15 protein-coding genes are annotated in these 23,354 nt (G+C 34.6%); 11 read left to right on the top strand and 4 right to left on the bottom strand.

Annotated features, from left to right (window positions below):
• Positions 1–344: 344 nt before the first annotated feature.
• From BLP44_RS10370 to BLP44_RS10360, 3 genes are all read right to left on the bottom strand, one after another.
• Positions 345–1,394: an alpha/beta hydrolase gene (locus BLP44_RS10370; RefSeq protein WP_170830227.1), complete on the bottom strand. Its 1,050-nt coding sequence runs from the start codon at positions 1,392–1,394 to the stop codon at positions 345–347.
• A 78-nt stretch (positions 1,395–1,472) separates the two neighbouring features.
• A complete protein-coding gene (locus BLP44_RS10365; protein WP_091132558.1) occupies positions 1,473–2,345 on the bottom strand; it encodes a helix-turn-helix domain-containing protein in 873 nt (290 codons plus the stop codon).
• A gap of 51 nt (positions 2,346–2,396) precedes the next feature.
• Entirely contained in the window at positions 2,397–2,957 is a 561-nt protein-coding gene (locus BLP44_RS10360) for a GNAT family N-acetyltransferase (protein WP_091132555.1), read from the bottom strand.
• A 231-nt stretch (positions 2,958–3,188) separates the two neighbouring features.
• Between BLP44_RS10360 and BLP44_RS10355 the strand changes: the two genes are divergently transcribed.
• From BLP44_RS10355 to BLP44_RS10325, 7 genes are all read left to right on the top strand, one after another.
• A complete protein-coding gene (locus tag BLP44_RS10355; protein ID WP_091132551.1) occupies positions 3,189–4,202 on the top strand; it encodes a zinc-binding alcohol dehydrogenase family protein in 1,014 nt (337 codons plus the stop codon).
• Positions 4,203–4,346: 144 nt separating this feature from the next.
• A complete protein-coding gene (locus tag BLP44_RS10350) occupies positions 4,347–4,733 on the top strand; it encodes a DoxX family protein (protein WP_008463328.1) in 387 nt (128 codons plus the stop codon).
• Between the two features lie 402 nt (positions 4,734–5,135).
• Positions 5,136–5,759 (top strand): GNAT family N-acetyltransferase, encoded by a 624-nt coding sequence (locus BLP44_RS10345; protein ID WP_091132547.1) that lies wholly within the window; start codon positions 5,136–5,138, stop codon positions 5,757–5,759.
• A 66-nt stretch (positions 5,760–5,825) separates the two neighbouring features.
• Positions 5,826–8,030 (top strand): TonB-dependent receptor, encoded by a 2,205-nt coding sequence (locus tag BLP44_RS10340; RefSeq protein ID WP_091132544.1) that lies wholly within the window; start codon positions 5,826–5,828, stop codon positions 8,028–8,030.
• Between the two features lie 372 nt (positions 8,031–8,402).
• Positions 8,403–9,131: a CPBP family intramembrane glutamic endopeptidase gene (locus tag BLP44_RS10335; protein ID WP_091132540.1), complete on the top strand. Its 729-nt coding sequence runs from the start codon at positions 8,403–8,405 to the stop codon at positions 9,129–9,131.
• Positions 9,132–9,392: 261 nt separating this feature from the next.
• A complete protein-coding gene (locus BLP44_RS10330) occupies positions 9,393–10,553 on the top strand; it encodes a sensor histidine kinase (RefSeq protein WP_091132536.1) in 1,161 nt (386 codons plus the stop codon).
• Positions 10,553–11,260 (top strand): LytR/AlgR family response regulator transcription factor, encoded by a 708-nt coding sequence (locus BLP44_RS10325; protein ID WP_091132532.1) that lies wholly within the window; start codon positions 10,553–10,555, stop codon positions 11,258–11,260. The genes BLP44_RS10330 and BLP44_RS10325 overlap by 1 nt, the downstream gene beginning before the upstream one ends.
• Before the next feature lie 162 nt (positions 11,261–11,422).
• Here BLP44_RS10325 and BLP44_RS10320 read toward each other — a convergent pair whose 3' ends face one another.
• Entirely contained in the window at positions 11,423–15,352 is a 3,930-nt protein-coding gene (locus BLP44_RS10320) for a hybrid sensor histidine kinase/response regulator transcription factor (RefSeq protein ID WP_091132528.1), read from the bottom strand.
• Positions 15,353–15,746: 394 nt separating this feature from the next.
• Between BLP44_RS10320 and BLP44_RS10315 the strand changes: the two genes are divergently transcribed.
• From BLP44_RS10315 to BLP44_RS10300, 4 genes are all read left to right on the top strand, one after another.
• Complete coding sequence (locus BLP44_RS10315; protein WP_244511741.1) at positions 15,747–18,761, top strand: SusC/RagA family TonB-linked outer membrane protein; 3,015 nt, start codon at positions 15,747–15,749, stop codon at positions 18,759–18,761.
• A 16-nt stretch (positions 18,762–18,777) separates the two neighbouring features.
• Complete coding sequence (locus BLP44_RS10310) at positions 18,778–20,301, top strand: RagB/SusD family nutrient uptake outer membrane protein (RefSeq protein WP_091132521.1); 1,524 nt, start codon at positions 18,778–18,780, stop codon at positions 20,299–20,301.
• A 282-nt stretch (positions 20,302–20,583) separates the two neighbouring features.
• Complete coding sequence (locus tag BLP44_RS10305) at positions 20,584–21,759, top strand: cellulase family glycosylhydrolase (protein WP_091132913.1); 1,176 nt, start codon at positions 20,584–20,586, stop codon at positions 21,757–21,759.
• A 341-nt stretch (positions 21,760–22,100) separates the two neighbouring features.
• Complete coding sequence (locus BLP44_RS10300) at positions 22,101–23,141, top strand: glycoside hydrolase family 43 protein (protein WP_091132518.1); 1,041 nt, start codon at positions 22,101–22,103, stop codon at positions 23,139–23,141.
• Positions 23,142–23,354 lie beyond the last annotated feature (213 nt).

The following is a 23,354-nucleotide window of genomic DNA, read 5'->3' as shown; positions in this document are numbered from 1 at the left end:
ATTGTCGAACTGTTTTTTTTTAATAACGACAGAATCATCGTCAAATTGTTTAAAATAAACGACAAAATGCATAAAAAAGGGGTTGTTTTAAAAGAATAGCTTTTTTGAATGGATGTTGGGAACGAAAATTATTTTATTGGTAAAGCCCAGCGGGGCACAATATTTATAGAATTTCAATGTAACATATGGTAAAAGCTCCGGAGGAGCAACATATTTCTATAATATATGTCGCTCCTCCGGAGCTTTATATTGTAACCGTTTATTCTTTTCTATAAATATGCCGCTTCTCTGAAGCTTAAAAAAAAAGCTTTCCAAAAAGGAAAGCTTTTTTTGTTTTGAAATTCTTATTTCAATGTCGTTTTGATTACAATTGCTGCTTGTTGTACAGCTGTTTGAATAGCAGGTACATTGGCAATCGGATTTAAAAGTCCGTAATCGTGAATCAAACCGTTGTATCTTGTTAAGGTTACAGGAACTCCAGCTTCATTAAGCTTTCTGGCATAAGCTTCACCTTCGTCTCTTAAAACATCATTTTCAGCAGTTTGTACTAGAGCAGGAGGTAAGCCTTTCAATTCTGCTAAACTAGCTTGCAATGGAGATGCATATTTTTCAGTTCTTTTTGCAGTATCAGGCAAGTAATTATCCCAGAACCATTTCATCATATTTTTAGTTAAGAAACGTCCGTTGGCATATAAATTATAAGATTCAGTTTCAAAATTAGCATCCGTTACAGGCCATAATAAAACTTGTAATTTAATATGCGGCCCTTTTTTATCTTTAGCCATTAAAGTAATAGCTGCAGTCATATTTCCGCCCACACTGTTTCCCACAACAGCAAGGTTTTTACCGTCTACGCCAATTTCTTTTCCGTTTTCAGAAACCCATTGTGTTGCAGCGTAAATTTCGTTAATCGCTACTGGATATTTGGCTTCAGGAGATGGGGTATAATCTGGGAAAACTGCAACAGCACCACTTTCTACAACCAGATCTCTCACTAATCTTCTATGAGTAGGATAATCTCCTAAAACCCATCCGCCACCGTGAATAAAGATAAATACCGGCGCATTTGCTTTTGCTCCTTTAGGTTTAGTAATATGAATTTTTACTTTTAAGCCGTTTTGTGAAATTACTTTTTCAGTTTCTTCGATACCAGAATAATCTACTTGAACCGATTTTTGAGCACCTACTAAAACGTTTCTTGCATCTGTAACAGATAATTGTTCTAATGGTTTTCCGTCACCTGAATTTAATGCATTTAAAAAGCTGCGAACCTCTGTAAAGATTTCTGGGTCATTTTGCCCTTTATAAGGTCTTTCTTGTGCTGAAGCAACTGTATTTACGATTAATAATGTTGCAATAAATAAACTTTGCTGTAATACTTTAATAGTTTTCATATCTTTTATGTTTTAATTATTTATAATTTGATAGGACAAAGATATGGCGCTAGTAAAGCTCTGAAAATGGATAAAAGTCTATTCTAATTGTACATTTTTCCCTTGAAGGTATTTTTTCTTGAAATTAGATGGAGTGTCGCCAACTTTATTGGTAAAAAGTCGGTTAAAATAAGCTGGATCTTCATATCCGAGCTGATATGCAATCTCTTTTACGCTTAATGATGAATAACCCAAAAGTCTTTTAGCTTCCAGAATAATGCGGTCTTTTATAATATCGTTTGGCTGTGTCAGTTCTAAACGATTGAATTTATTAGAAAGCGTTTTAGGAGCAACACCCAAAATATCAGCGTAATCGGCAACTGTATGTTTGGTTCTGAAATGAATTTCGACCAAACGGCTGAAATCCCTAAAGAAATCCATTTCTTTAGAAGGCTCTTCATTTAAAACACCTAATTGCTGAATTTTCCAGATTCGCGTCGCTTTAATAATAAGCTGTTTCAAATACGTTCGAATCATTTCTTCCTGAGACGAATCGGGAGAAACAAACTCTTCCTGAATCTGATTGAAAATGCCTTCAATAAACAAAACCTCTTGATCGGGCAAAGTGGTCATTGGCATTTCAAATATATTATTGAATAGCAATCCGTCGCAGGCTACTTCGGCATCGTGAATCTGCACACAGTAAAAATCACGATTGTAATACATAAAATACCCCTGCTTTTTCCCTTCCTTATTAATCTGCAGATATTGATTGCTGTTGATAAAAAACAGAGAAGGGCTTTTGGTTTGATATTGTTTAAAATCAATAGTAACCTGATAATCTTCCGGAAGATATAATACCTTAATATAAGCTTTGTATTCGTCGCTGTTTATTGCTTCTACAGTTTCCTGATTCAGAACCAGAAATCCCAGTTTTTTATAATTTGATTCAAATACATTATTAAGGTTCATTGCGGTTTGTTTTGGATTTAAAATTAATGATTTTCTTTAGCGAAAGCAGTACTATTCATTGCCAATTTGAAGATGTTCCAGTTTTTTGCCAACCAAAGTTTTTTCGCCCACAATTTTAAATCCGAGTTTTAAATAAAGATTCTTCGCCAGCGGATTTTCTTCTTCCACCAATAAACCTAATGTCTGTTTGTTTTGATGAACATATTCGTTAATTAGAAAAAACAACAGTTTAGAACCAATTCCTTTTCCTTGATGATTTGGATTTACGCCTAATGAATCAATGTAAAATTCTCCAGCACGTGTTTCAAACTCGGGATCAAATTCTGGATTATAATGTGCTCTAACATATTCCACAATCGGATTTCGTAAAGCTTCTATATCAGAACCATTGTAAATATTAACTGCGCCTATGATTTCTCCATTTTCCTCAGCCACAAAACAGTTTTGATACGAATATTGGTTGTTTTCTCTTTCAACGAAATATTCCAGAAAGTCTTTCGCGGAAGCGTAATCATTCTTAGCAATAAATTTGTAGATAATATCTTCCATTGCTAATAATAATATAGGAGCAATATATTTTGAGTCTGATTTTTCGGCTTTTCTGATATTCATGTGGAAGATTTTAGTACAAACAAATTTACTTCATTTAAATATTTTCTCTCGCAGATTCTGCAGATTTAGCAGATTAATATTTGAAATATCTGCATAATTCGCTAAATCTGCGGGAGAAAGACACTTAGAATCTTTGAAAAAAATGTACAAATATACGCTCAATATATACCAATCAGGAGATTTTAACTCGCCTTATATTTGTATAACAATTTTAATTTAAACATTAAAACAATGAAAGCAATAGGATTTAAAACATCATTACCCATAGAAAACCCAGAAAGTTTTATCGAATTTGAAGCTGTAAAACCAATTCCTGGGCCACACGATTTATTAGTTAAAATTGACGCGATTTCAGTCAACCCCGTCGATTTTAAAATTCGTCAGAGTTCGGCAAAAGAAACCGTTTTGAATACCCCAAAAATCATTGGCTGGGATGCTGTAGGAATTGTGCAGGCTGTTGGACAAGACGTTACTTTGTTTGAAGTAGGCGATCCTGTCTATTACGCTGGAGATATTACCAAACAAGGAAGCAATGCCGAATATCAGATTATTGACGAGCGAATTGTCGGCAGAAAGCCAAAATCATTAAGCATTGAAGAATCGGCCGTGATTCCGTTGACTGCTTTAACGGCTTGGGAAATTTTATTTGACAGAATCAGAATTAATGCTGACAAAGACAAAGGGAAATCGATTCTAATTATTGGCGGTGCTGGCGGAGTAGGTTCGATTGCCATTCAATTGGCCAAGAAAATTGCAGGTTTAACTGTTATTGCAACAGCTTCTCGTCCTGAAACAATTGAATGGTGCAAACAGCAAGGAGCTGATTTTGTGGTAGATCATAAAAATCTGATTTCTTCTGTTCGTGAAGCTGGCTTTGAACATGTTGACTTTATTCTAGATTTCGTAGACACCAATGCTTATTGGGACACGATGGTTGAATTGATTAAACCGCAGGGACATATCGCTTCGATCACCGGAAGCGCTGAGCCTGTAGTTTTGAATAAACTGAAAAGCAAAAGTGTTTCTTTTTCTTGGGAATTAATGTACACTCGATCAATGTATCAGACGGAAGATATGATTGAACAGCATAATATCTTAAATATTGTAGCAGACTTGTTAGACGACGGCATTCTGAAAACTACATTGAACACAACTTTAAACGGACTTACAGCCGAAAATCTTAAAAAAGCACATGAACTTTTAGAATCAGGAAAGACAATTGGAAAAATTGCGATTAAGTTCTAAAACATAAAATGGGCATTCTGATAGCTTAGAATGGTTATTTGGAACAGTTTTAAATAATATTGTTTTTAAATAAGAAATTTTTGTATTTTAGTCGGCTTACAAACCCAATTGAGTATAAATTTTTAACCTAAAACAAAATTATTTATGATTTCAAAAAACACAGACCTTGGATTATTACTGTTGCGTATTAGCACTGGCGGATTAATGCTTTTTCACGGTGTTTCTAAAGTGATTCATGGAGTTTCGTTCCTTGTAGAAAACTTGGGTGCATTTGGATATGCGGTTTACATCGGAGAAGTTTTGGCGCCAATTGCCATTTTATTAGGATTCAGAACTAGAATTGCAGCAGTTCTTTTGGCAATAACTTGTGTGGTGGCAGTTGCAACAATGCACAGTCAGGAAATTTTCTCAATTAGTGAGCATGGAGGATATGCTTTAGAATTATTAATGCTGTATTTTTTAGGCGCTCTTGCATTGTTTTTTACTGGAGCAGGTAAATTTGCCGTTTCTAAAAACAATCAGTGGGATTAATTACAAGCAACTATATAAATTAAAGAAAGCTCTAAATTTCGATTTAGGGCTTTTTTTGTTTAAATCCCTTTCATTTTGAAAATCATCGTATCATTTTGATAGCCATTTCTAAATTAACTCAAACTTATTTTTTATTATTTGTTTTATAATGAATGGTTTATTATATAATGAGTTGCTGTGGCACGCCTTTTGTTTTTATGTTGAGGATTATTAAACAAGCCCTTAATTGTAAAACATGTAAAGAATATGAAAACAAGTAACAAAAGAAATAAAGAAATCACAAAAACGTATTTTTCAAATAAATCTAGACGAAACAAAGATCGATTCGTCAACTTAATGGTATTTACGGTTGTTCTTTTTATTACGGTTATGCTAATCGCTAAAATAGTTTAGTGCTATAGTATGAAAACCATTCAGGACAGAACAGATACGGCTGTTTTTTCTTTAAATGAAAAAGTTTACGAATCTTATGATTTCGTTATTGAAGAAGCAACGGCTAAACATATTTTCTATATAAATGAGATCTGTGAAGAGACATTATCATCTGCGAAAGCTCGAGGAACAGGCATTTCAGGCCGACCGCCAGAACTGCTTGAGAAAAAGATGAAAGAAGGTGAAGCCATTATCGCATTTGCACCAGACGGAAAATGGGCAGGTTTTGCTTTTATATCTTTATGGGAAAACGGTAAATATGTTTCTAATTCTGGATTAATTGTCGCACCTGAGTTTAGACATACAGGTCTAGCCAAAAAAATCAAAAGAAAAATCTTTGAACTTAGCCGTAAAAAATATCCAAAAGCACATATATTTAGCTTGACTACAGGTCTTGCCGTTATGAAAATGAATCACGAACTCGGTTTTGAACCCGTAACTTATTCTGAATTACCAAACGATGAACTTTTTTGGGAAAATTGCAAAAGCTGCATTAATTGTCCGATACTATTAAGCAAAGAAAGAAAGAATTGTTTGTGTACTGCCATGCTCTACGACCCTAAGAGCAACAATATCTCAGATTCTCTGGAATAAACCTGAAAAATGCTTTTTTATGCTATTTTTGCGCTCAAATTATTCCAGTAAGTTACCAAAATAGCAATGAAATCTTTATCAGCACTTCTCTTTTTTATTCTCTCTTTTTCTATTAATGCACAATCAGTAAATGGTATCGTAAATGATTCTGATGGAAAAGCATCAGCAGAAGTTTTAATTCGAAATCTAAATTCAAAAACACATGCACATACCGATGCAAATGGAAAATTTACCTTAGAAGGAACACAGATAAATGATAGTCTGATTATTACCAAAAAAGGATTTTCAACTCAAAAAATAAAATTAGCCTCTTTAGATTTTCTTTCCATTCAATTAGAAGAAAAACCATTTTTGCTCGAAGAAGTTAAGATTGACAATAATTTAAAATACCTAAATACCATTTCTAAAATCGATTTTGAAATTCAGCCTATTTCAAATTCTCAGGATTTACTGCGTAAAGTTCCAGGGCTTTTCATTGGTCAGCATGCGGGTGGAGGAAAAGCAGAGCAAATCTTCTTAAGAGGTTTTGACTGCGATCACGGAACCGATATTAATATCACCGTTGACGGAATGCCAGTAAATATGGTTTCACACGCGCATGGACAAGGTTATTCTGATCTGCACTTTGTAATTCCAGAAACAGTAGATAATATTGATTTTGACAAAGGTGCTTATTTTGTAGATAAAGGCGATTTTACAACTGCTGGATATGTAGGTTTTAATACCAAAAATGCTTTGCAGAATAGCTCTATCTCTTTTGAAGGCGGGCAATTTGACACTTTCCGTACTGTGGCTATGTTTAATTTATTGAATAAAGAAAACCAATCGGCTTATTTTGCAGGAGAATATATGATGACTGATGGCTATTTTGATGCGCCTCAGAACTTTAACCGAATTAATTTGTTTGGAAAATACAACGCTAAAATGGAAAACGGAGATCGTCTGGCTATTTCGGTTTCGCATTTTAAAAGCCAATGGGATGCGAGCGGACAAATTCCTGACCGTGCGGTAAACGACGGAACGATTTCGCATTTTGGAGCAATCGATCCGAATGAAGGAGGAAATACAGACAGAACCAACTTTAATCTGCAATACGATGCCAAAATTGATAACAATACACACATTAAAAGCAGCGCATATTTAAATAAATACGATTTTGAACTGTATTCTAATTTTACTTTTTTCTTAAACGATCCTATAAATGGAGATCAGATTAAGCAGAAAGAAAACAGAACTATCGTAGGCTTTCAGTCAGAATACGATCAGAAACTAAATGAAAAATGGCGTTTTAAACTAGGCGCTGGACTTCGAAATGACAATAATAAAGATGTAGAATTGTCTCATACGTTAAACAGAAAAACAGTTTTAGAATATTTGAGTTTAGGAAATGTCAACCAAACCAATTTATTTACCTATTCAAGTCTTGATTTTACAGCAGGAAAATGGCTGGTAAACGGTGGATTGCGTTTGGATTATTTCAAGTTTGGTTACGAAGATCAGTTGGCGGCAACTTACACCAATCAGACGCAGACCAAAGCAATTGTAAGCCCGAAACTAAACTTTTTGTATACTCAAAATGACAAATTAAACTATTTCTTGAAGTTAGGAAAAGGATTTCACAGTAATGATACCCGTGTAGTTGTGGCGCAAAAAGGAGAAAAAATTCTTCCAGAAACGTACGGAGCAGATTTAGGTTTAAACTGGAAACCATTTCCAAGAATGATTGTCAATTCGGCTCTTTGGTATTTATATCTAGCTCAGGAATTTGTGTACGTAGGAGATGAAGCTGTTGTGGAACCAAGCGGAAAAACAGAACGAAAAGGTTTCGATTTTGGAATTAGATATCAATTGACCAATTGGTTGTTCTGGAATGCGGATTATACCTATACACACGCAAGAGCAATTGACGAAACAAAAGGTAATGATTATTTGCCGCTTGCTCCAAAAAACACTTTGATGAGCGGACTTTCGGTAAAAGATTTAAAAGGTTTCTCAGGAAGTATAAGAACTCGTTTCTTAGGCGACAGACCAGCAAACGAAGACAATTCGGTTGTAGCAAAAGGGTATTGCATTACCGATTTTTCTGTGAATTATCAGATTAAGAAAGTGTCAATTGGTGTAAACATCGATAATATTTTCAATACCAAATGGAAAGAAACACAATTCTTAACCGAATCAAGATTGGCAAATGAAACCGATCCTGTAGAGGAAATTCATTTTACAGCAGGAACGCCGTTTAATGCGCGTTTGATTTTGAAATATGTGTGGTAGAAATTGATTAATGTGGCAATTAGAAAATGTGCCAATTAGATAATGCGAGAAATTATCTAATTGGCACATTTTCTAATTAGTGGTTTGTTTTAAATTGAATTGAATCGAACTCTCCATATTTAACAGGTGCTATCATTCCGTAGGAATGTTTCGTTGGTAGAAAAAAAATGGTATCCAGCCCAATTTACGTTCCGTAAAACAATTTAAAAACATATTTTTTTCTACCGATGAGATGTTCCGTAGGAACATTTATCTCTTATCGTTTAAAATTACATTTTCACCGAGCGGATGCTGTGTTCTACCGATCATAATTTTAATTGATATACTCTCGATATACTTTTGGCTTAAATTAAAACCTTAAAAATCAAAATTATGTCACTATTTACGCCTCTTCTTTGGATTTTGTCAATCGCTCCGATTATTGTTATTGCATGCTTTAAATCGGAAAAACCAAACTTAAAATATTTAGCATTTTTTATTTTATATTTCCTTGCCGATGTGTTTTTGCAGGCTTCAGGAAAACAATTAATCGACTTGGATTTAAAATTTAATTGGGCTGGAAAAATCTTGAGTCTAGTTTTAGGATTGATTATTATCTTTTCAGTTTCAAAAGAAGAAAGAATCAAAATCGGATTTACTTCTAAAACCAATTCACCAGCAAACTTGAAATTCGGATTATTGGTTTTCTTCGGATTTACTTTGTTCGATATTATTTTCAAACTGATTTTATTTCCAAAAGGAAATCCTTTTGATCTAGAAACTTTCCTTTTTCAAGCCACAATGCCTGGATTAACAGAAGAAATTCTTTTTAGAGGAATCTCTTTATGGCTTTTAGATAAAGCTTTTGCGCCAACATGGAATTATCGCGGCATCAAATTTGGCTGGGCATTTGTTATCGTAACCGTTTTATTTGGAGTTTCTCACGGAGCGGTTTTAGATCAAGATCTGCATTTGAAATTTGATATTATTACAATGGTCTATTTAACATTCATCTCTTCTGTGAGTGTTGGAATTTTAAGACAGTTTTCTGGAAATCTTATTTATTCTATTCTAGGGCATAATACGATTAATTTGATCAATGCGGTGATTAGAATTTTATAAAAAAGGAATTCAATATCTAATTAATTTTAAAACACATAGAAACATAGATTTTTTTATTTCGAAAAAGAAGAGAGAAAGAAACTAGTTTCTCACACATAGATGTAAACCTTTGTAAATATCTTCAAAACGACTATGTGTATTATAACAAAGTGAAACGTCTTTAAGCGCAAAGAAAATCTATGCTTCTATGTGTTAAATATATTTTCGCACTCAATGGAAAAAAAATAAATTATATTTGAAACTGCTTTACAACCGTATTACATGCCAAATACCACATCGACTTCGGGATATTTTTTAGATAAAATCGCTTCGCTGAATTTTGATCACTTTTTCACCAAAAGAAATCGAGTTTTACTGCACGTTTTCATGTGGTTAGGTTTTTCTATTTTGCTTTTTTTGAGCTATGTAATTGGCTATAAATTAGTCTATTTTGATGCTGTTTTACTAACAATAAGAATGGCATTGGTCAATATGATTGTGTTTTATATGCTGTTTTACCTTTTGTTGCCAAAGATATTTTCAGGAAGCAAAACCAGAATTGTAATACTGATAATATTGGTTTTTCCAATTTCAATATTTGTTTGGATGGCGGCAACGTATTTTATTTCGCTTTTGTATTATGCTTTAGGTCTTGAAGTTACTTTTGGAGAACTGAAAGGCGTCATTAAAATGAGTGCAAACCAAACTTTTCTGGAAGCAGTTTCTCCAAAAAGAATGCTTTCTCAAACCATAATTATTATCTCATTGCTTTCGCCTTTTTGCTTTGCTAAAATATTGGTCGAAATCACGAAATTGTACAACAAGAAATTTCAAATTGAAAGAGAGAAAACAGCTTTAGAAATCCAAAATATTCAAATTGAGAAAGACTTTCTGAAAGCACAGCTGAATCCGCATTTTTTATTCAATACCTTAAATAATCTGTACGGATTAACGGTTAGAAAAGACAATCTGGCTCCAGAAGTAATCCTGAATCTTTCAGATATTATGAGCTACACGCTTTACGAATCGAACACTGAAATTGTCCGTTTGGAAAAAGAATTGGATTTCATTAAAAACTATATCGCTTTAGAGAAAATGCGATATGCTGATGAAACGGATATTCAAGTTGTTATTGAAGGACAAGCCGCTGGACTTTTTGTTGCGCCGCTTATGACATTTACTTTTATAGAAAATGCTTTTAAATATGGTTTAAAAGGCCAAAATGCCTTTATAAAACTAAATATAAAGATTGAAAACAATACTTTTTGGTTTAGTTTAGAAAACGATTTGGAAGAAACAGCAAACGATTCTAGTTTTGGTGGAATAGGAGTGGAGAATGCTCGTAAACGCTTAGAATTGCTATATCCCGATCAATATGAATTAGAAATTAAAAGACTTGAAAATTCGTTTAAAGTCGATTTAAAAATAGTTTTAAGAAAATAATGGAAAAACTAAAATGCATTGTTGTTGACGACGAACCAATTGCAAGAGATATTATCGAATCTTTTATTGCCGAAATTCCGTTTCTGGAACTTAAAGGTTCGTTTGCAGAAGCTTCAAAAGCACTATTGTTTCTGCAGGAAAATGAAATAGATATTGTTTTCAGCGACATCGAAATGCCTAAGTTTAATGGTCTAGAATTGGCGCAATCGCTTACCAACGCTCCAGTTATTATTTTTATAACGGCGCACCGCAATTTTGCTATCGAAGGTTTTGAAACTGGAGCAGCCGATTATCTCTTGAAACCCGTTCGTTTTGACCGTTTTCTGAAAGCCGTAAATCGTGCCAAAGAATATCTTTCGCTAAAGAAAACAACTTCGGTTCATCAGATCAATTCCGATCGAATTTTTATTAAATCGGAAGGAAAGCTGATTAAGATTTTGTTGAATGAAATCCTTTATGTAGAAGCGCAAGACGATTATCTGAAATTCGTTATCAACGGCAGATCGTACACGACTTTAGGAACTTTAAAATCAATGGAAGAAGTTTTGAAACTTCCAATGTTCTTTCGCGTGCAGCGTTCTTTTATTCTAAATCTCGAAGCGGTGAGAAGTCTTAACGGAAATGTTGTAGAATTGATTGATGGGAAAAATATTTCTGTTGCTTTGAATAAAAAGGAGGAATTGTATTCACTTTTAGGAATTAGATAAGTTTTTTAAACGCAAAGCTCGCGAAGTATTTCTAAGCCAATACATTTTATTTTAAGTTCACAAAGTTTTTCAAGTTCAGCCTTTGTGAACTTAAAATGAAATACAATAACTAAACTTTGCGTTTCTTTGCGAAAATCCTTTGCGAACTTTGCGGTTAAATAATCAACGATTTTTCTGGATATAATCCGTTGGAGACATATTAAAATGCTTCTGGAAATTTCGACCAAAGCTCGTTTGTGATTTATAACCTACCATTTCTGCGATTTCATACATTTTATAGTTTTCATTTAGTAACAATTCTGCAGCTCTTTTGAGACGTACAATATTGATTAATTCGTTCGGACTCAGATTGGTAATATCTTTAATTTTTCGGTATAAAGTCGAGCGGCTCATATTCATGATTTCAGCAAGTGATTCTACGCTTAAATCCTGATCGGTAATATTTTTAAGGATTTCGTCATCCAGTTTTTTCAAGAACTTTTCGTCTGTTTTGTTATGCGCAATGCTTTTAATGTGTGAAAGGGGAGAACTCGCATAATAATTCATAATCTGTCTGCGGTTTTCAATCAAATTATTGGCCTGCACTTTCAGATAATCCATAGAAAAAGGTTTTGCGACATAAGCGTCTGCACCCACTTCGAGTCCATCGATTTGTGATTTTAGTGAGTTTTTGGCCGTCAATAAAATAACGGGAATATGACTCGTTTCAAGATTGGTTTTGATTTTTTTACACATTGTAAATCCATCCATAATTGGCATGGTTACGTCTGAAATTACAAGCTGAATGTTCTCATTATGAATGATTTTGATGCCTTCTTCGCCATTTTGGGCTTTTAAAACAGTGTAAGTCCCCGCCAATTCGGTAGTGATAAAATTCAAGAGATCTTCATTATCTTCAACAACCAAAACTTGTGCTTTTTCGTTTTTGATTTCAATTGGTTCTTTTGGCGTTTCACTTTCTGTTTGTTCTTTTTCAGAATCTGCATAAAGCATAAATTCTTCTTCTTGATGCAATGGAACGGTTAATTCGAAAATATTGTAATTTACATCTTCAATTAATTCTAAACTTCCATTGTGCAATTGCGCCAGAGAATGAGCCAGCGAAAGTCCGATGCCTGTTCCTGAAGCCGTACTGCTATCATCAACTCTGAAAAATGGTTCGAAAATTTTATTTTTTAAATGAATTGGAATCACATTTCCGTCATTTTTTACAATCAAATGCAGTTTCTTTTCATCTCTGAACAATGAAATAGAGACTTTTTTATTCGAATATTTAATTGCATTGTTGATCAAATTGCTCAGAATCTTTTTGAATGCTTCTTTATCGACAAAAGCATGAATGTCTTTTTCTCCCAATTCCAAGTCAAATTCCAATTCACGTTCTTCAATTAATTGGCTGAATCTCAAATGGAAATTTCGAACCATCGAAGAAATATTCGCTTCGACGAAAGTCAATTTCAAACCGCCAATTTCAGATTTTCTAAAATCAAGTAATTCATTTACCAGTTTCAACAGACGAGAAGTGTTTTTCTTCATAATCGAAAGATGCTGAGGCACTTCTTCCGATTCATATTTCATGCCTAAAAGCTTTTCCAATGGACCTTTAATCAAAGTCAAAGGCGTTCTAATTTCGTGCGCGACATTCGTGAAAAAATCAATTTTTGCCTGATAGATTTCTTTTTCTTTTTCGTCGTTTAGATGTTTTATTTTGCGGTTATTTTTAATCTGAGTCAGATTTTGAGAATAACGAATGATGTAATAAAAACCAGCGCAAATCAATGCGAAATATAGCAAATAGGCATAAATGCTCGCGTACCACGGCGGAAGAATTCGGATTTTCAGTTTTACTTCTTTACTCCAAACGCCAAAACTGTTCAAAGATTTTACTTTAAAAACATAATCGCCAGGCGAGAGTTCGGTAAAGAAGACTTTGTTGTTTCTTCCTAAATAAACCCAGTCATTGTTTACGTTTTCGAGCTGAAACCAATATTCGGTCAATTCTGGCGCGGTATAATTTAAAGATGCAAATTCAAGATTAAAAGAAGACTGGCTGTTGTTTAATTCCAATTCGTCGAGAAAAGAAATAGACTGTTCAATAGGTGAGTCAGGACTGTTTACCTCAATATCTTTGTTATTAATCTGAAGATTCGTAATGTAAATAAAAGGCGTGTATTTGTTTTTGCTGAAATGCTTCGGATTAAAGCTGATCATTCCGTTGAGGTTTCCAAAATACATATCGCCGTTCGTATCTTTAAAAGCCGAATTGTAATTGAACTGATCGCTCAATAATCCGTTTGCGGTGGTAAAAATCTTGATGGTTTTATGATCTGGACCAAATTTTACCAAACCTTTAGAAGTGGTCAGCCAAAGATTTTTAGAATCATCTTCCAAAATAGAATAGAAAACATTGCTCGGCATTCCGTTTTTGGTTGTGAATTTGGTAAAAGTATGGTTTTGTCTGTTTACGAGATTCAGTCCATTTTCGGTTGCAATCCATAGGTTTTTTGATGAATCTTCAAAAATGGCATTTATCGTATTATTGCTAATGCCTTTTGGATTTTTATAATCGTACGTAAAAACCTCTTTTTTCTTTGTTTTCGGATTGTAAAATAGTAATCCATCGCGATAACTTCCCGCCCAAAAATTACCGTCGCTGTCTTCCTTCATATTCGTATAGTGATACGTTTCTGGAAAGAATTTCAAGATTTCAAAATTATCAGCCTGTTCATTATATCGATAAAGTCCCGATGTTGTTACCACAATCAGGTCTCCATTTTTCATTTCATAAAAAGAAAAAATGAAGTTGCTGTGCAATCCGCTTCGGCCATCATTTGCGCTGTAATGTTTGAAAATTGCGCCCGAATTTCTATCTAAAACATCCAAACCATGTTCAAAAGTTCCAACCCAGATTTTGTCTTTTCTTGGCATTAAAGCATGAATATTATAATACGAAACGTTATAAGAAGTAAACTTCTGCGTTTTCGGATTAAAGCGATTTACGCCTGCATCTTCTGTTCCGATCCATAAATCGCCGTGATCGTCTTTATGAATTTCTCTTACGGCGCTTCCGCTAATGGAGTTCTGATTGTTCTGAGGAAAATACTTTTTAAACTGCGTGTATTGTTTCTGGTGGTAATTGACACCGCCAAAATACGTTCCAATCCAAATTCCGTTTTCTTTGTCAATTGTAATAGAATAAGCCGCATTATCTGAAATCGCATACGGATCGTTATAGTTTTTCTTAAGATTTACAGCCGTTTTAGTTTTTAGATTATATACATAAACGCCAGATTCGCTTGCAATCCAAAGTTCGTCATTTCCTTTTTTCCTGAATTGACGAACGAAAACCGGTTCTTTGATTGCGAATTGTAATTCAGTTGTGCTTTTGTTTTTTCTATTATATAGGAGTACGCCGTGATCTTGTGTTCCAATTACAATACTTTCTGAATCGACCGCATAAATCACGGTAATTCTGAAATTAGCTTTATTCGCGGGCGGATTTAATGGAATATTTTCAAAAGAAAGATTCTCTTCTGAGTAATGATAGATTTTATTGAGAGAAGAAGCCCAGATTTCACCCTTATAATCTTTCGTAATCGAAGTGGTAATGAAGTATTTGTTTGGATTGAAAGTGGTTGTTTGCTGCTTTTTTGATGCATATTTATACAAAATGTTGCCAGAAACAAACCAAATGTTGTCTTTTTGGTCATGATTGATGTCGTTGATGCGATCATTTATGGCTTCATTCAAAATCGTAAAACGATCCAGTTTTTTATCATAATGATACAAACCTTTATCAGTACCGACCCAAATTGTGCCATTGTGTTCGTGTAAAGATTGAATATAATTGCTTCCTAAACTATGAACAGGATCTCCGCTGCTTCTATAGGTTTTAAAACGATAGCCGTCAAAACGGTTTAAACCGTCTTTGGTTCCAAACCACATAAAACCGTCATTATCTTGTATTGAGGTCAAAACTGTGTTGTTTGAAAGTCCTTCTTCTACCTGATAATGTTTAAAATAATAGTCTTGCGCATTCGAAAAATTTATCGAAAAAAAGCTGAAATATAAAAAAAGAAAGAATTTACGCATAGTTGTATTTTTTAGGCTAAAATCTAGATTTCTGCAAATCGTCTCAATATTCTACAAAATGTTGCAGCTGAATGAAAATGGGCTGTTTTTAATACAATTTGAATCATTTGATAGAGATATTGACACAAATGAAGCATTTTATTTTGAATAAAAAGCGCCTACTTTGAATTTTCAAATAAATGATATTGATAAAATTTTAAGTTTAAAAATACACTATCAATAAAATAAAGTTTGAAAAAACCAACCATTAATAATTTTGAAACAAAATGAACAATTTATTACAACTAAAGAATATTAGTTCTTTTTTTGCCCGTATACCAGACGGCTAAAAAGCGCCATATTTCATTCAACCAAACCACAAAAAGAAATAAAACTATCTAAAATGCAAAAATCAATGAAAACAAAGTTCACTCACTTTTTAACGAAGAGATATTACCTCTTAGTTTTCTTTAGTTTATTACTGCAGTCCGCTTTTGCCCAGCAAATAAATGTTACGGGAAAAGTGACTACCGCAGACGGACAAGCGGTTCCTTTTGCGAATGTTTTGATAAAAGGAACACAGAATGGTGCTGTTACCGATTTTGACGGAAGCTTTAAAATTTCAGCCAGCGGAAATCAGACTCTAGTTTTTAGTTCACAAGGCTATAAAACAGTAGAAATTGCCATCAACAACAAAACTTCTATAAACGTTACAATGGCAGAAGATGCCATGAAACTCGATGAGATAGTGGTTGTAGGTTACGGATCGCAGCAGAAAAAAGACCTTACGGGAGCTGTTGCATTAGTGAAACCTGACGAAATTCAGAAAAGACAGGTAACTACAGTTGCAGACGGACTTCAAGGCTTGGTTACCGGAGTTAAAGTTCGCGGTGGCGGACGCCCGGGACAAGAAGCCAATGTTGAAATTCGTGGTCTTAAAAATCTTCAAAACACCAATCCATTATATGTAATTGACGGTTTAGTAACTTCTGCAAACAGAGACTTTAACCCAAATGATATTGAATCGATTCAGGTTTTAAAAGATGCTTCTGCAGCAGCAATTTATGGTTCCAGAGCAGCAAATGGTGTCATTATTATTACCACTAAAAAAGGAAAAAAAGGACCGCTTCAAGTTGAAGTTTCAGCAAAAAGCAGTTTTCAAATTATGCCTCGCTATGATTTAATGGGAACTGAGGAATTTGCCAAATACAACAATATGGCTTATGACAATGCTGGACTTCCGAGACAAAATCTGAATATGGCTGTAAATACAGATTGGCAAGATGCAACTTTTCAAACAGGGATGATTCAGGATTATAACGCTAGTTTTTCTGGAGGAAATGAGAATTCGAGTTTCTTTATGTCTGGAAATTATTTTGGAAATGAAGGAACAGTAATCGGAACCGATTTTGACAGAATTTCATTTCGTGTCAATTCAAGCGGTACAAAAGGAATTTTTAGCATTGGAGAAAACTTAGCAATCAGTAATGCTAAAACAGATGAAATGTCTGGAAATCCAATTATTGATGTGTACAGAATGACGCCAACTATTCCGCTTTACGATCCGTCTAATCCAGGTGGATATGGTTACGGAAAACAAGGAGTTGCGGACACTTTTGGTACAAACCCTTTGGCATTGGCTGATTTTTCTAATGTAACCAATCAAAATTTTAGAATTAGAGGAAACATTTGGTCAGAGTTAAAATTTGTGCCTTGGCTGAAATACCGTTTCAATTTTGGATATGAAACCAGTTTTGATTCGTATAAATACATGAGAAAAAAAGGAAGCTGGACATTAAACCAGCCTCAAGATCCTTCTCAAACCGATCAAAATAAAGGAAGATCAGAAACTTTGTTGTTTGAAAATACGCTGACTTTCAAAAAAGAATTTGGTAAACATGATATTACGCTTTTAGTTGGTCAGACGTATCAAAAAGACAACTACGATCAGATTTACGGAACAAAAAGAAATCTTCCGATGAATTCTGGAACTGGTCAATATTATGAGGTATTAAATCAAGGAGATTCGCCAGTTGTGGGAGGTTTCATTAACGAAGCGGCTTTAACATCGTATTTAGGAAGGTTAGAATACAACTACGATAATCGCTATTTGTTTAATGCGGTAATCAGACGCGATGGTTCTTCTAGATTTAGCGATGGCAATAAATGGGGCAATTTCCCTTCTCTTTCTGCAGGATGGAGAATTAGCAACGAATCTTTCTTTAAATCAGGATTCATTAAAGATTTAAAAGTAAGAGCAAGTTATGGTGAATTAGGTTCTGGAAATATCAGAGAATATGAATCTAAAAGCTTCGTTAATAATTTCGGACAAGTCGTATTAGGCAAAGACCAAACTTTGTATCCTTCTGCAACTCAAGTGAAATTATCAAACTCTCAACTACGTTGGGAAAAACTAAAACAAACCAACATCGGATTAGATTTGGGAGTTTTAAATAACGATTTGCGCTTAACAGCAGATTATTTCATTGCTCGTACAGAAGACGTGTTATTTGGTTTCCCAATTTTACTGACTACTGGAAACGACGGTGGAAATCCGATTTCTAATGCTGCAACGGTAGAAAACAAAGGTTTTGAGTTGGAACTGGCGTACAGCAAAAAAATCAATGATTTCTCTTTTAATGCTTCTGTAAACTTCACAAAAGTGAATAACAAACTGGTTTCTTTAGGAAATGGACAAAACGAAAACATTATCGGAAACACCATGACTCGAAGCGGAAACCCGGTAGGAATGTGGTATGTTTTGGAAACAGACGGATTATTCCAAAATCAGCAGGAAATTGACAATTACAAAAATGCTGACGGAAAAGTAATTATGCCAAACGCGGTTCCTGGAGATATCCGTTTTAAAGACAATAATGGAGACGGACAAATTACAAATGAAGATAAAGCAATCGTGGGAAGTCCTTGGCCAGAATTTGAAATGGGTTTAAATGCTGGAGCTGAATATAAAAACTTTGATTTTTCTATGAACTGGATTGCTTCAAACGGAGCTACTGTTTACAACGGATTTAGAAGTGTTGTAGATCGTTTTGATGATAATAGTAACTACAGAAAAGGAATTCAGCCTTGGACACCAGAAAATCCAAATACTGATTTTCCTAGAGTTACAAAAGGTTCGACTTTGAACTCAAGAGGAGACAGTGACCGTTTCTTAGAAAGCGGCAATTTCATCAGACTAAAATATATTGGATTTGGATATAATTTGCCTAGCAGTGTTTTAGAAAAATCAGGAATTACAAGAGCAAGATTAACTTTATCTGCACAAAATATTTTGACTATCACGAAATACAAAGGTTTAGATCCTGAGTTTAGCAATACGGGCGATAACAGAATTTTTGAAAGAGGTGTAGATAATGGTTCTTTCCCGAATCTTAAGACGTATTCTTTTGGTGTAGAATTTAGCTTTTAATTAAAAAAATAGCGTAATGAAAAAAATAATCATACTAACAGCAGCTTTTCTAGGTCTTGTTTTTACCGCTTGTGAAAACGAATTGGATCTAAACAGCCCGAATGATATTACAGTTGACCAATATTGGGAAACTGAAAGTGATGCACAAGCCGGTGTAAACTCTATTTATGCCATGTTTTATAAAGACGGATTGTGGGCAAGATGGATTTATTTCCGTCTGGATTTAACTTCTGATGAAGGGTATAGCGTAAGTCCGTGGACTGAATTAGCAGATTGGACGAGATTCAATTATATCAATTACAATTTTTGGGAAGGGAATGCCGTAACGTGGAGAGATACTTACAAAGCTATCTTTAGATGTAATCAGGTTTTGGCGAATGTTCCGAATATTACTTTTCAAAATGAAGATGATAAAAAGAAAATTATAGCTCAGGCAAAATTCTTTAGAGCCTTGCATTACTACTATGCAGCTGTAATTTGGGAAGATATTCCGTTGGTTTTAGAGCCATCTACGCCAGCAGATTTGCCAAAGCAAGTAAAAGTAGCTGAAATCTGGGCTCAAGTTGAAAAAGATTTAAATGAAGCTTTTGAAGATTTGCCAAGAGATTGGTCAGCAGATCAGTTAGGAAGACCCGATAAAGGAGCAGCAAAAGCTTTTCTTGCCAAAGTATATATGCAGCAGCACAAATGGCCAGAAGCAAAAACGGCTTTAGAATTTTTAATTTCTGGAGCAGGAGCGAAGTACAGTTTGGTGTCTAACTACCGAGATAATTTTACAGATACAAATGAAAACAACAGTGAATCTGTTTTTGAAATCCAATTTGGAGATCAAAGAAAAGGCGGAACCGGTGAGGATCAAAACGCTGCAGTTTCTAGCAACCGTTCTCAATTTTTTGCACCTAGAGGAATTGGATGGTCTGACGGACAAGCGCGTATCTGGTTAGTGGATGCTTTTAAACAAGAAAACAATAAAGACGGAAAATTGGATGAAAGATTAAGATGGAGTTTATTTTATCCTCAATTATTAGCTGATTTCGGAGACAAAACATACGGCAGAAACTGGGAGTGGAACAATAATGAAGCTTGGTTTAGAAAAGGAAGCCGTGATTATTATAGAAATAATGAGGATTATTACAACCAAGTAAACTACAGATTGGTTCGTTATGCGGATATTTTATTACGCTACGCGGAAGTTCTAAACGAATTGGGAAACACTGCTCAAGCATATCAATATGTTGATTTGGTAAGAACTCGTGCCAATATGAATGCATTGGCGACAGCACATCCTGAAATTGGAAACGATCATGACAAATTCCTAGAGCGTTTGAAAATGGAAAGAGTTTTAGAATTATGTGGCGAAAGTGTTCGTTGGGAAGATTTAAAACGTTGGGGAGACTTAAATACTCAAGCTTCTGTTGATAAAATTGCGCTTCGTGATCCAGATTTTAAAAACTTCACGGTTGGTAAAAATCACAGAATGCCAATTCCGCAAAGCGATGTAGACAATAATCCAAATCTAGAGCAGAACTCTGGATATTAACGATATACATTGGGTGAAATTGAACAGAATTTAATCTTAACACATAGAAACATAGTCCTTAGGAATCTATTAAAGACGTTTCACTTAGAATAATACACATAGTTCTATGTGTGAAAGCTTGCTTTTTCTATAGCCTTAAGCAGAACAATAAAAATCTATGCTTCTATGTGTTAAAAATAATTTCACCCAATGTGTTAAAAACTGATTTTTTTTGAGGGAATCAGAAGAATTAAGCTGATTCCCTTTCATAAAGAACGATTGTTCAAAAAAAATAAAATTGAAATGAAGAAAGTAAAATTGTGTCTGACATTTATGTTAGCAGGACTCGTATTGCTTAGCTGCAACAATAAAAAAAGTAATCCTGAAGAAAATAAAAGCGAAACCGCCTCAATAGAAAAAAGAGAAATCTGGACAAAAGATCAGGCCAATAAATGGTATGCAGAACAGCCTTGGTTGGTTGGAGCAAATTATTCTCCTAGCACAGCTATAAATCAGTTAGAGATGTGGCAGGAAGATACTTTTGACCCAAAAAGAATCGATCAGGAATTGGGTTGGGCAGAAAATTTAGGCATGAATGTAATGCGTGTGTACCTGCACGATTTATTGCATCAGCAAAATCCAGAAGGACTTTACAAACGCATGGATCAGTTTCTTGAAATTGCAGATAAACATCACATCAAAACACTTTTTGTTTTGTTTGATTCTTGTTGGGATCCGTTTCCAGCTTTAGGAAAACAGCGCGCGCCAAAACCGCATACGCATAACTCAGGTTGGGTTCAGGCTCCAGGGCAAAAAGCGCTTCAGGATAAAACACAATATCCGCGTTTAGAGAAATATGTAAAAGAAACAGTTTCTCATTTTAAAGATGATAAACGAATTTTAGGTTGGGATGTTTGGAACGAACCCGATAATATGACAGGACCATCTTATGAGAAAGTTGAAATCAAAAACAAAGTCGATTTGATTTTACAGCTTTTAAAAGATGTTTTTGTGTGGGTAAGAGAGAGCAATCCTTCTCAGCCATTGACTTCTGGAGTTTGGGTTGGAGACTGGAGCGACGAAGCGAAAATGAAGCCAATGCACAAAATGCAGATTGAACAATCTGATATTGTTTCTTTCCACAATTACAATACGCCTCAAGATTTCGAAAAAGTAATCAAACAATTACAGCGTTACGGAAAGCCATTAATCTGCACAGAATATATGGCAAGACCAAATGGAAGCACTTTCGAGGGGTTTCTTCCAATAGCCAGAAAATACAATGTAGGAATGATCAACTGGGGATTTGTTGATGGAAAAACACAAACAAAATACGCTTGGGACAGCTGGACTAAAACCTACACAGCAGAGCCAAAACTATGGTTTCACGAAGTGCTTCATACAGACGGAACGCCTTACATCAAAGCTGAAACAGATTTGATTAAAAAGATGACATCTGAGGCAAATAAAAAGAATTAGACAATGTGTCAATTTGATAATTAGATAATTGCTTTTGGCCATATATTTCACAGATTAAATGATTTTTTTCAAACATAGCCCAAGGTTTCAACCTTGGAAACACGGCGTTCGTAAATTCATTGCGCATCCAAGGTTGAAAACTTGGGCTATGTTTTATGTTGCAGAAGAAAAAAATCCTTTTTAATCCTTTTAATCTGTGGCAGTAAAAAAATAATCAGTGAAAATTTGTGGAATTTGTGGTTTTAGAAAAAAAATCATTTAATCTGTGAAATCTGTGGCAAAAAAAATTAGCGAAAATTAGTGGAATTCGTGGCGAAAAAACTTTTAAACCTTTTAGCAACATGAAAAAAAACACAATAAAAAAACTTCTTTTAATAATGGCAATTGCGATCGGATTTTCCGCGAAAGCGCAACAACCAGATCCTCCTGGACAGGTAAAAGGAAGTGAGAAACCAAAAAACGAAGCTTATCTTTTTGCGCATATGACGCATAACGATTACGGCAGATTATACTATTCAGTTAGTTTGGACGGACTTCATTGGGAAAATCTGAATAACGGAAAACGAGTTTTTGAAGAGTATAAAGGTCATCCCGACATCTGCAAAGGTCCTGATGGAAAATATTATATCGCTGGAAATACTGGCGACGATGCAAAAGCTATCAATATTTGGGTTTCGGATGATTTGATTACATGGAAAAAACATTCCGATTATACGCCAGATTTAAAAAGCACGCCAGATTATTCAAACGCTTTACAGCGAATTGGGGCTCCAAAACTGTATTATGATGAGCCTTCTCAAAAGTTCATCATGACTTGGCATACGCCTCATTTGGAAGGAACAAAAGAAGACGGAGAGCGCTATTGGGCAAGTCAGCGAACATTGTACATTTTGTCTAAAGATTTAAAAACATTTGAAGGAACTCCAAAACGTTTATTTGATTGGGATATGGGAACAATTGATGTTTTTATTCGTAAAGTCGGTGACTCCTATTACGCTGTGATTAAAGACGAAACCTATCCAACTTTGTATTGGACAACCGGAAAAACCATCCGAATTGCTAAATCAAAAAATCTTTTAGGACCTTATTCTTTGCCCCAGCAATCTATCAGTCCAAACTTTAGAGAAGCGCCAATGTTGATTCCTTCTCCAGATGACAAAATATGGTATATGTATTACGAACAATATCCAGGTGTTTCGTACGGATTATCAATTGCTGATAACTTAAACGGACCTTGGTTTCAAGCCTCTGGCTATACTTTTTTCTCCGATTGGGACAAATACAGTCTCCCAGAAAAAGTGCGCCACGGATGCATGATTACAATCTCTAAAAAAGAATACGACAGTTTGGTGAAGAAATTTGGACTTACGAAGAAGTTATGAATTATGAATTATGAATTATGAGTTATGAGTTATGAGTTTGGCTCATTACTTATCAAGTGAATAAATATTACTCTAAGTTAATTTATAATTCATAATTCATAACTCAAAAAAATGGTTAGTTAAGTTAGTTTAGTTCAGTAATTATCGGGCTTATGTGGAGATGAGCCCGGTAATTCATTTTGATTCAGAAGAAAATCATGGCATTCGTTGAAT

Source organism: Flavobacterium anhuiense (assembly GCF_900101855.1).
GTDB classification, from domain to species: Bacteria; Bacteroidota; Bacteroidia; order Flavobacteriales; family Flavobacteriaceae; genus Flavobacterium; species Flavobacterium anhuiense.
Note: the sequence above shows the minus strand (reverse complement) of the source record. Positions and strands in the feature narration are given on the sequence as shown.

What these genes read in the sequence shown, in the direction of transcription:
- BLP44_RS10355 (WP_091132551.1), top strand. Translation starts at nt 3,189, where the DNA reads ATGAAAGCAATAGGATTTAAAACATCATTACCCATAGAAAACCCAGAA.
- BLP44_RS10320 (WP_091132528.1), bottom strand. Translation starts at nt 15,352, where the DNA reads ATGCGTAAATTCTTTCTTTTTTTATATTTCAGCTTTTTTTCGATAAAT.
- BLP44_RS10330 (WP_091132536.1), top strand. Translation starts at nt 9,393, where the DNA reads ATGCCAAATACCACATCGACTTCGGGATATTTTTTAGATAAAATCGCT.
- BLP44_RS10350 (WP_008463328.1), top strand. Translation starts at nt 4,347, where the DNA reads ATGATTTCAAAAAACACAGACCTTGGATTATTACTGTTGCGTATTAGC.
- BLP44_RS10360 (WP_091132555.1), bottom strand. Translation starts at nt 2,957, where the DNA reads ATGAATATCAGAAAAGCCGAAAAATCAGACTCAAAATATATTGCTCCT.
- BLP44_RS10305 (WP_091132913.1), top strand. Translation starts at nt 20,584, where the DNA reads ATGAAGAAAGTAAAATTGTGTCTGACATTTATGTTAGCAGGACTCGTA.
- BLP44_RS10335 (WP_091132540.1), top strand. Translation starts at nt 8,403, where the DNA reads ATGTCACTATTTACGCCTCTTCTTTGGATTTTGTCAATCGCTCCGATT.
- BLP44_RS10365 (WP_091132558.1), bottom strand. Translation starts at nt 2,345, where the DNA reads ATGAACCTTAATAATGTATTTGAATCAAATTATAAAAAACTGGGATTT.
- BLP44_RS10310 (WP_091132521.1), top strand. Translation starts at nt 18,778, where the DNA reads ATGAAAAAAATAATCATACTAACAGCAGCTTTTCTAGGTCTTGTTTTT.
- BLP44_RS10340 (WP_091132544.1), top strand. Translation starts at nt 5,826, where the DNA reads ATGAAATCTTTATCAGCACTTCTCTTTTTTATTCTCTCTTTTTCTATT.
- BLP44_RS10300 (WP_091132518.1), top strand. Translation starts at nt 22,101, where the DNA reads ATGAAAAAAAACACAATAAAAAAACTTCTTTTAATAATGGCAATTGCG.
- BLP44_RS10315 (WP_244511741.1), top strand. Translation starts at nt 15,747, where the DNA reads ATGAAAACAAAGTTCACTCACTTTTTAACGAAGAGATATTACCTCTTA.
- BLP44_RS10370 (WP_170830227.1), bottom strand. Translation starts at nt 1,394, where the DNA reads ATGAAAACTATTAAAGTATTACAGCAAAGTTTATTTATTGCAACATTA.
- BLP44_RS10325 (WP_091132532.1), top strand. Translation starts at nt 10,553, where the DNA reads ATGGAAAAACTAAAATGCATTGTTGTTGACGACGAACCAATTGCAAGA.
- BLP44_RS10345 (WP_091132547.1), top strand. Translation starts at nt 5,136, where the DNA reads ATGAAAACCATTCAGGACAGAACAGATACGGCTGTTTTTTCTTTAAAT.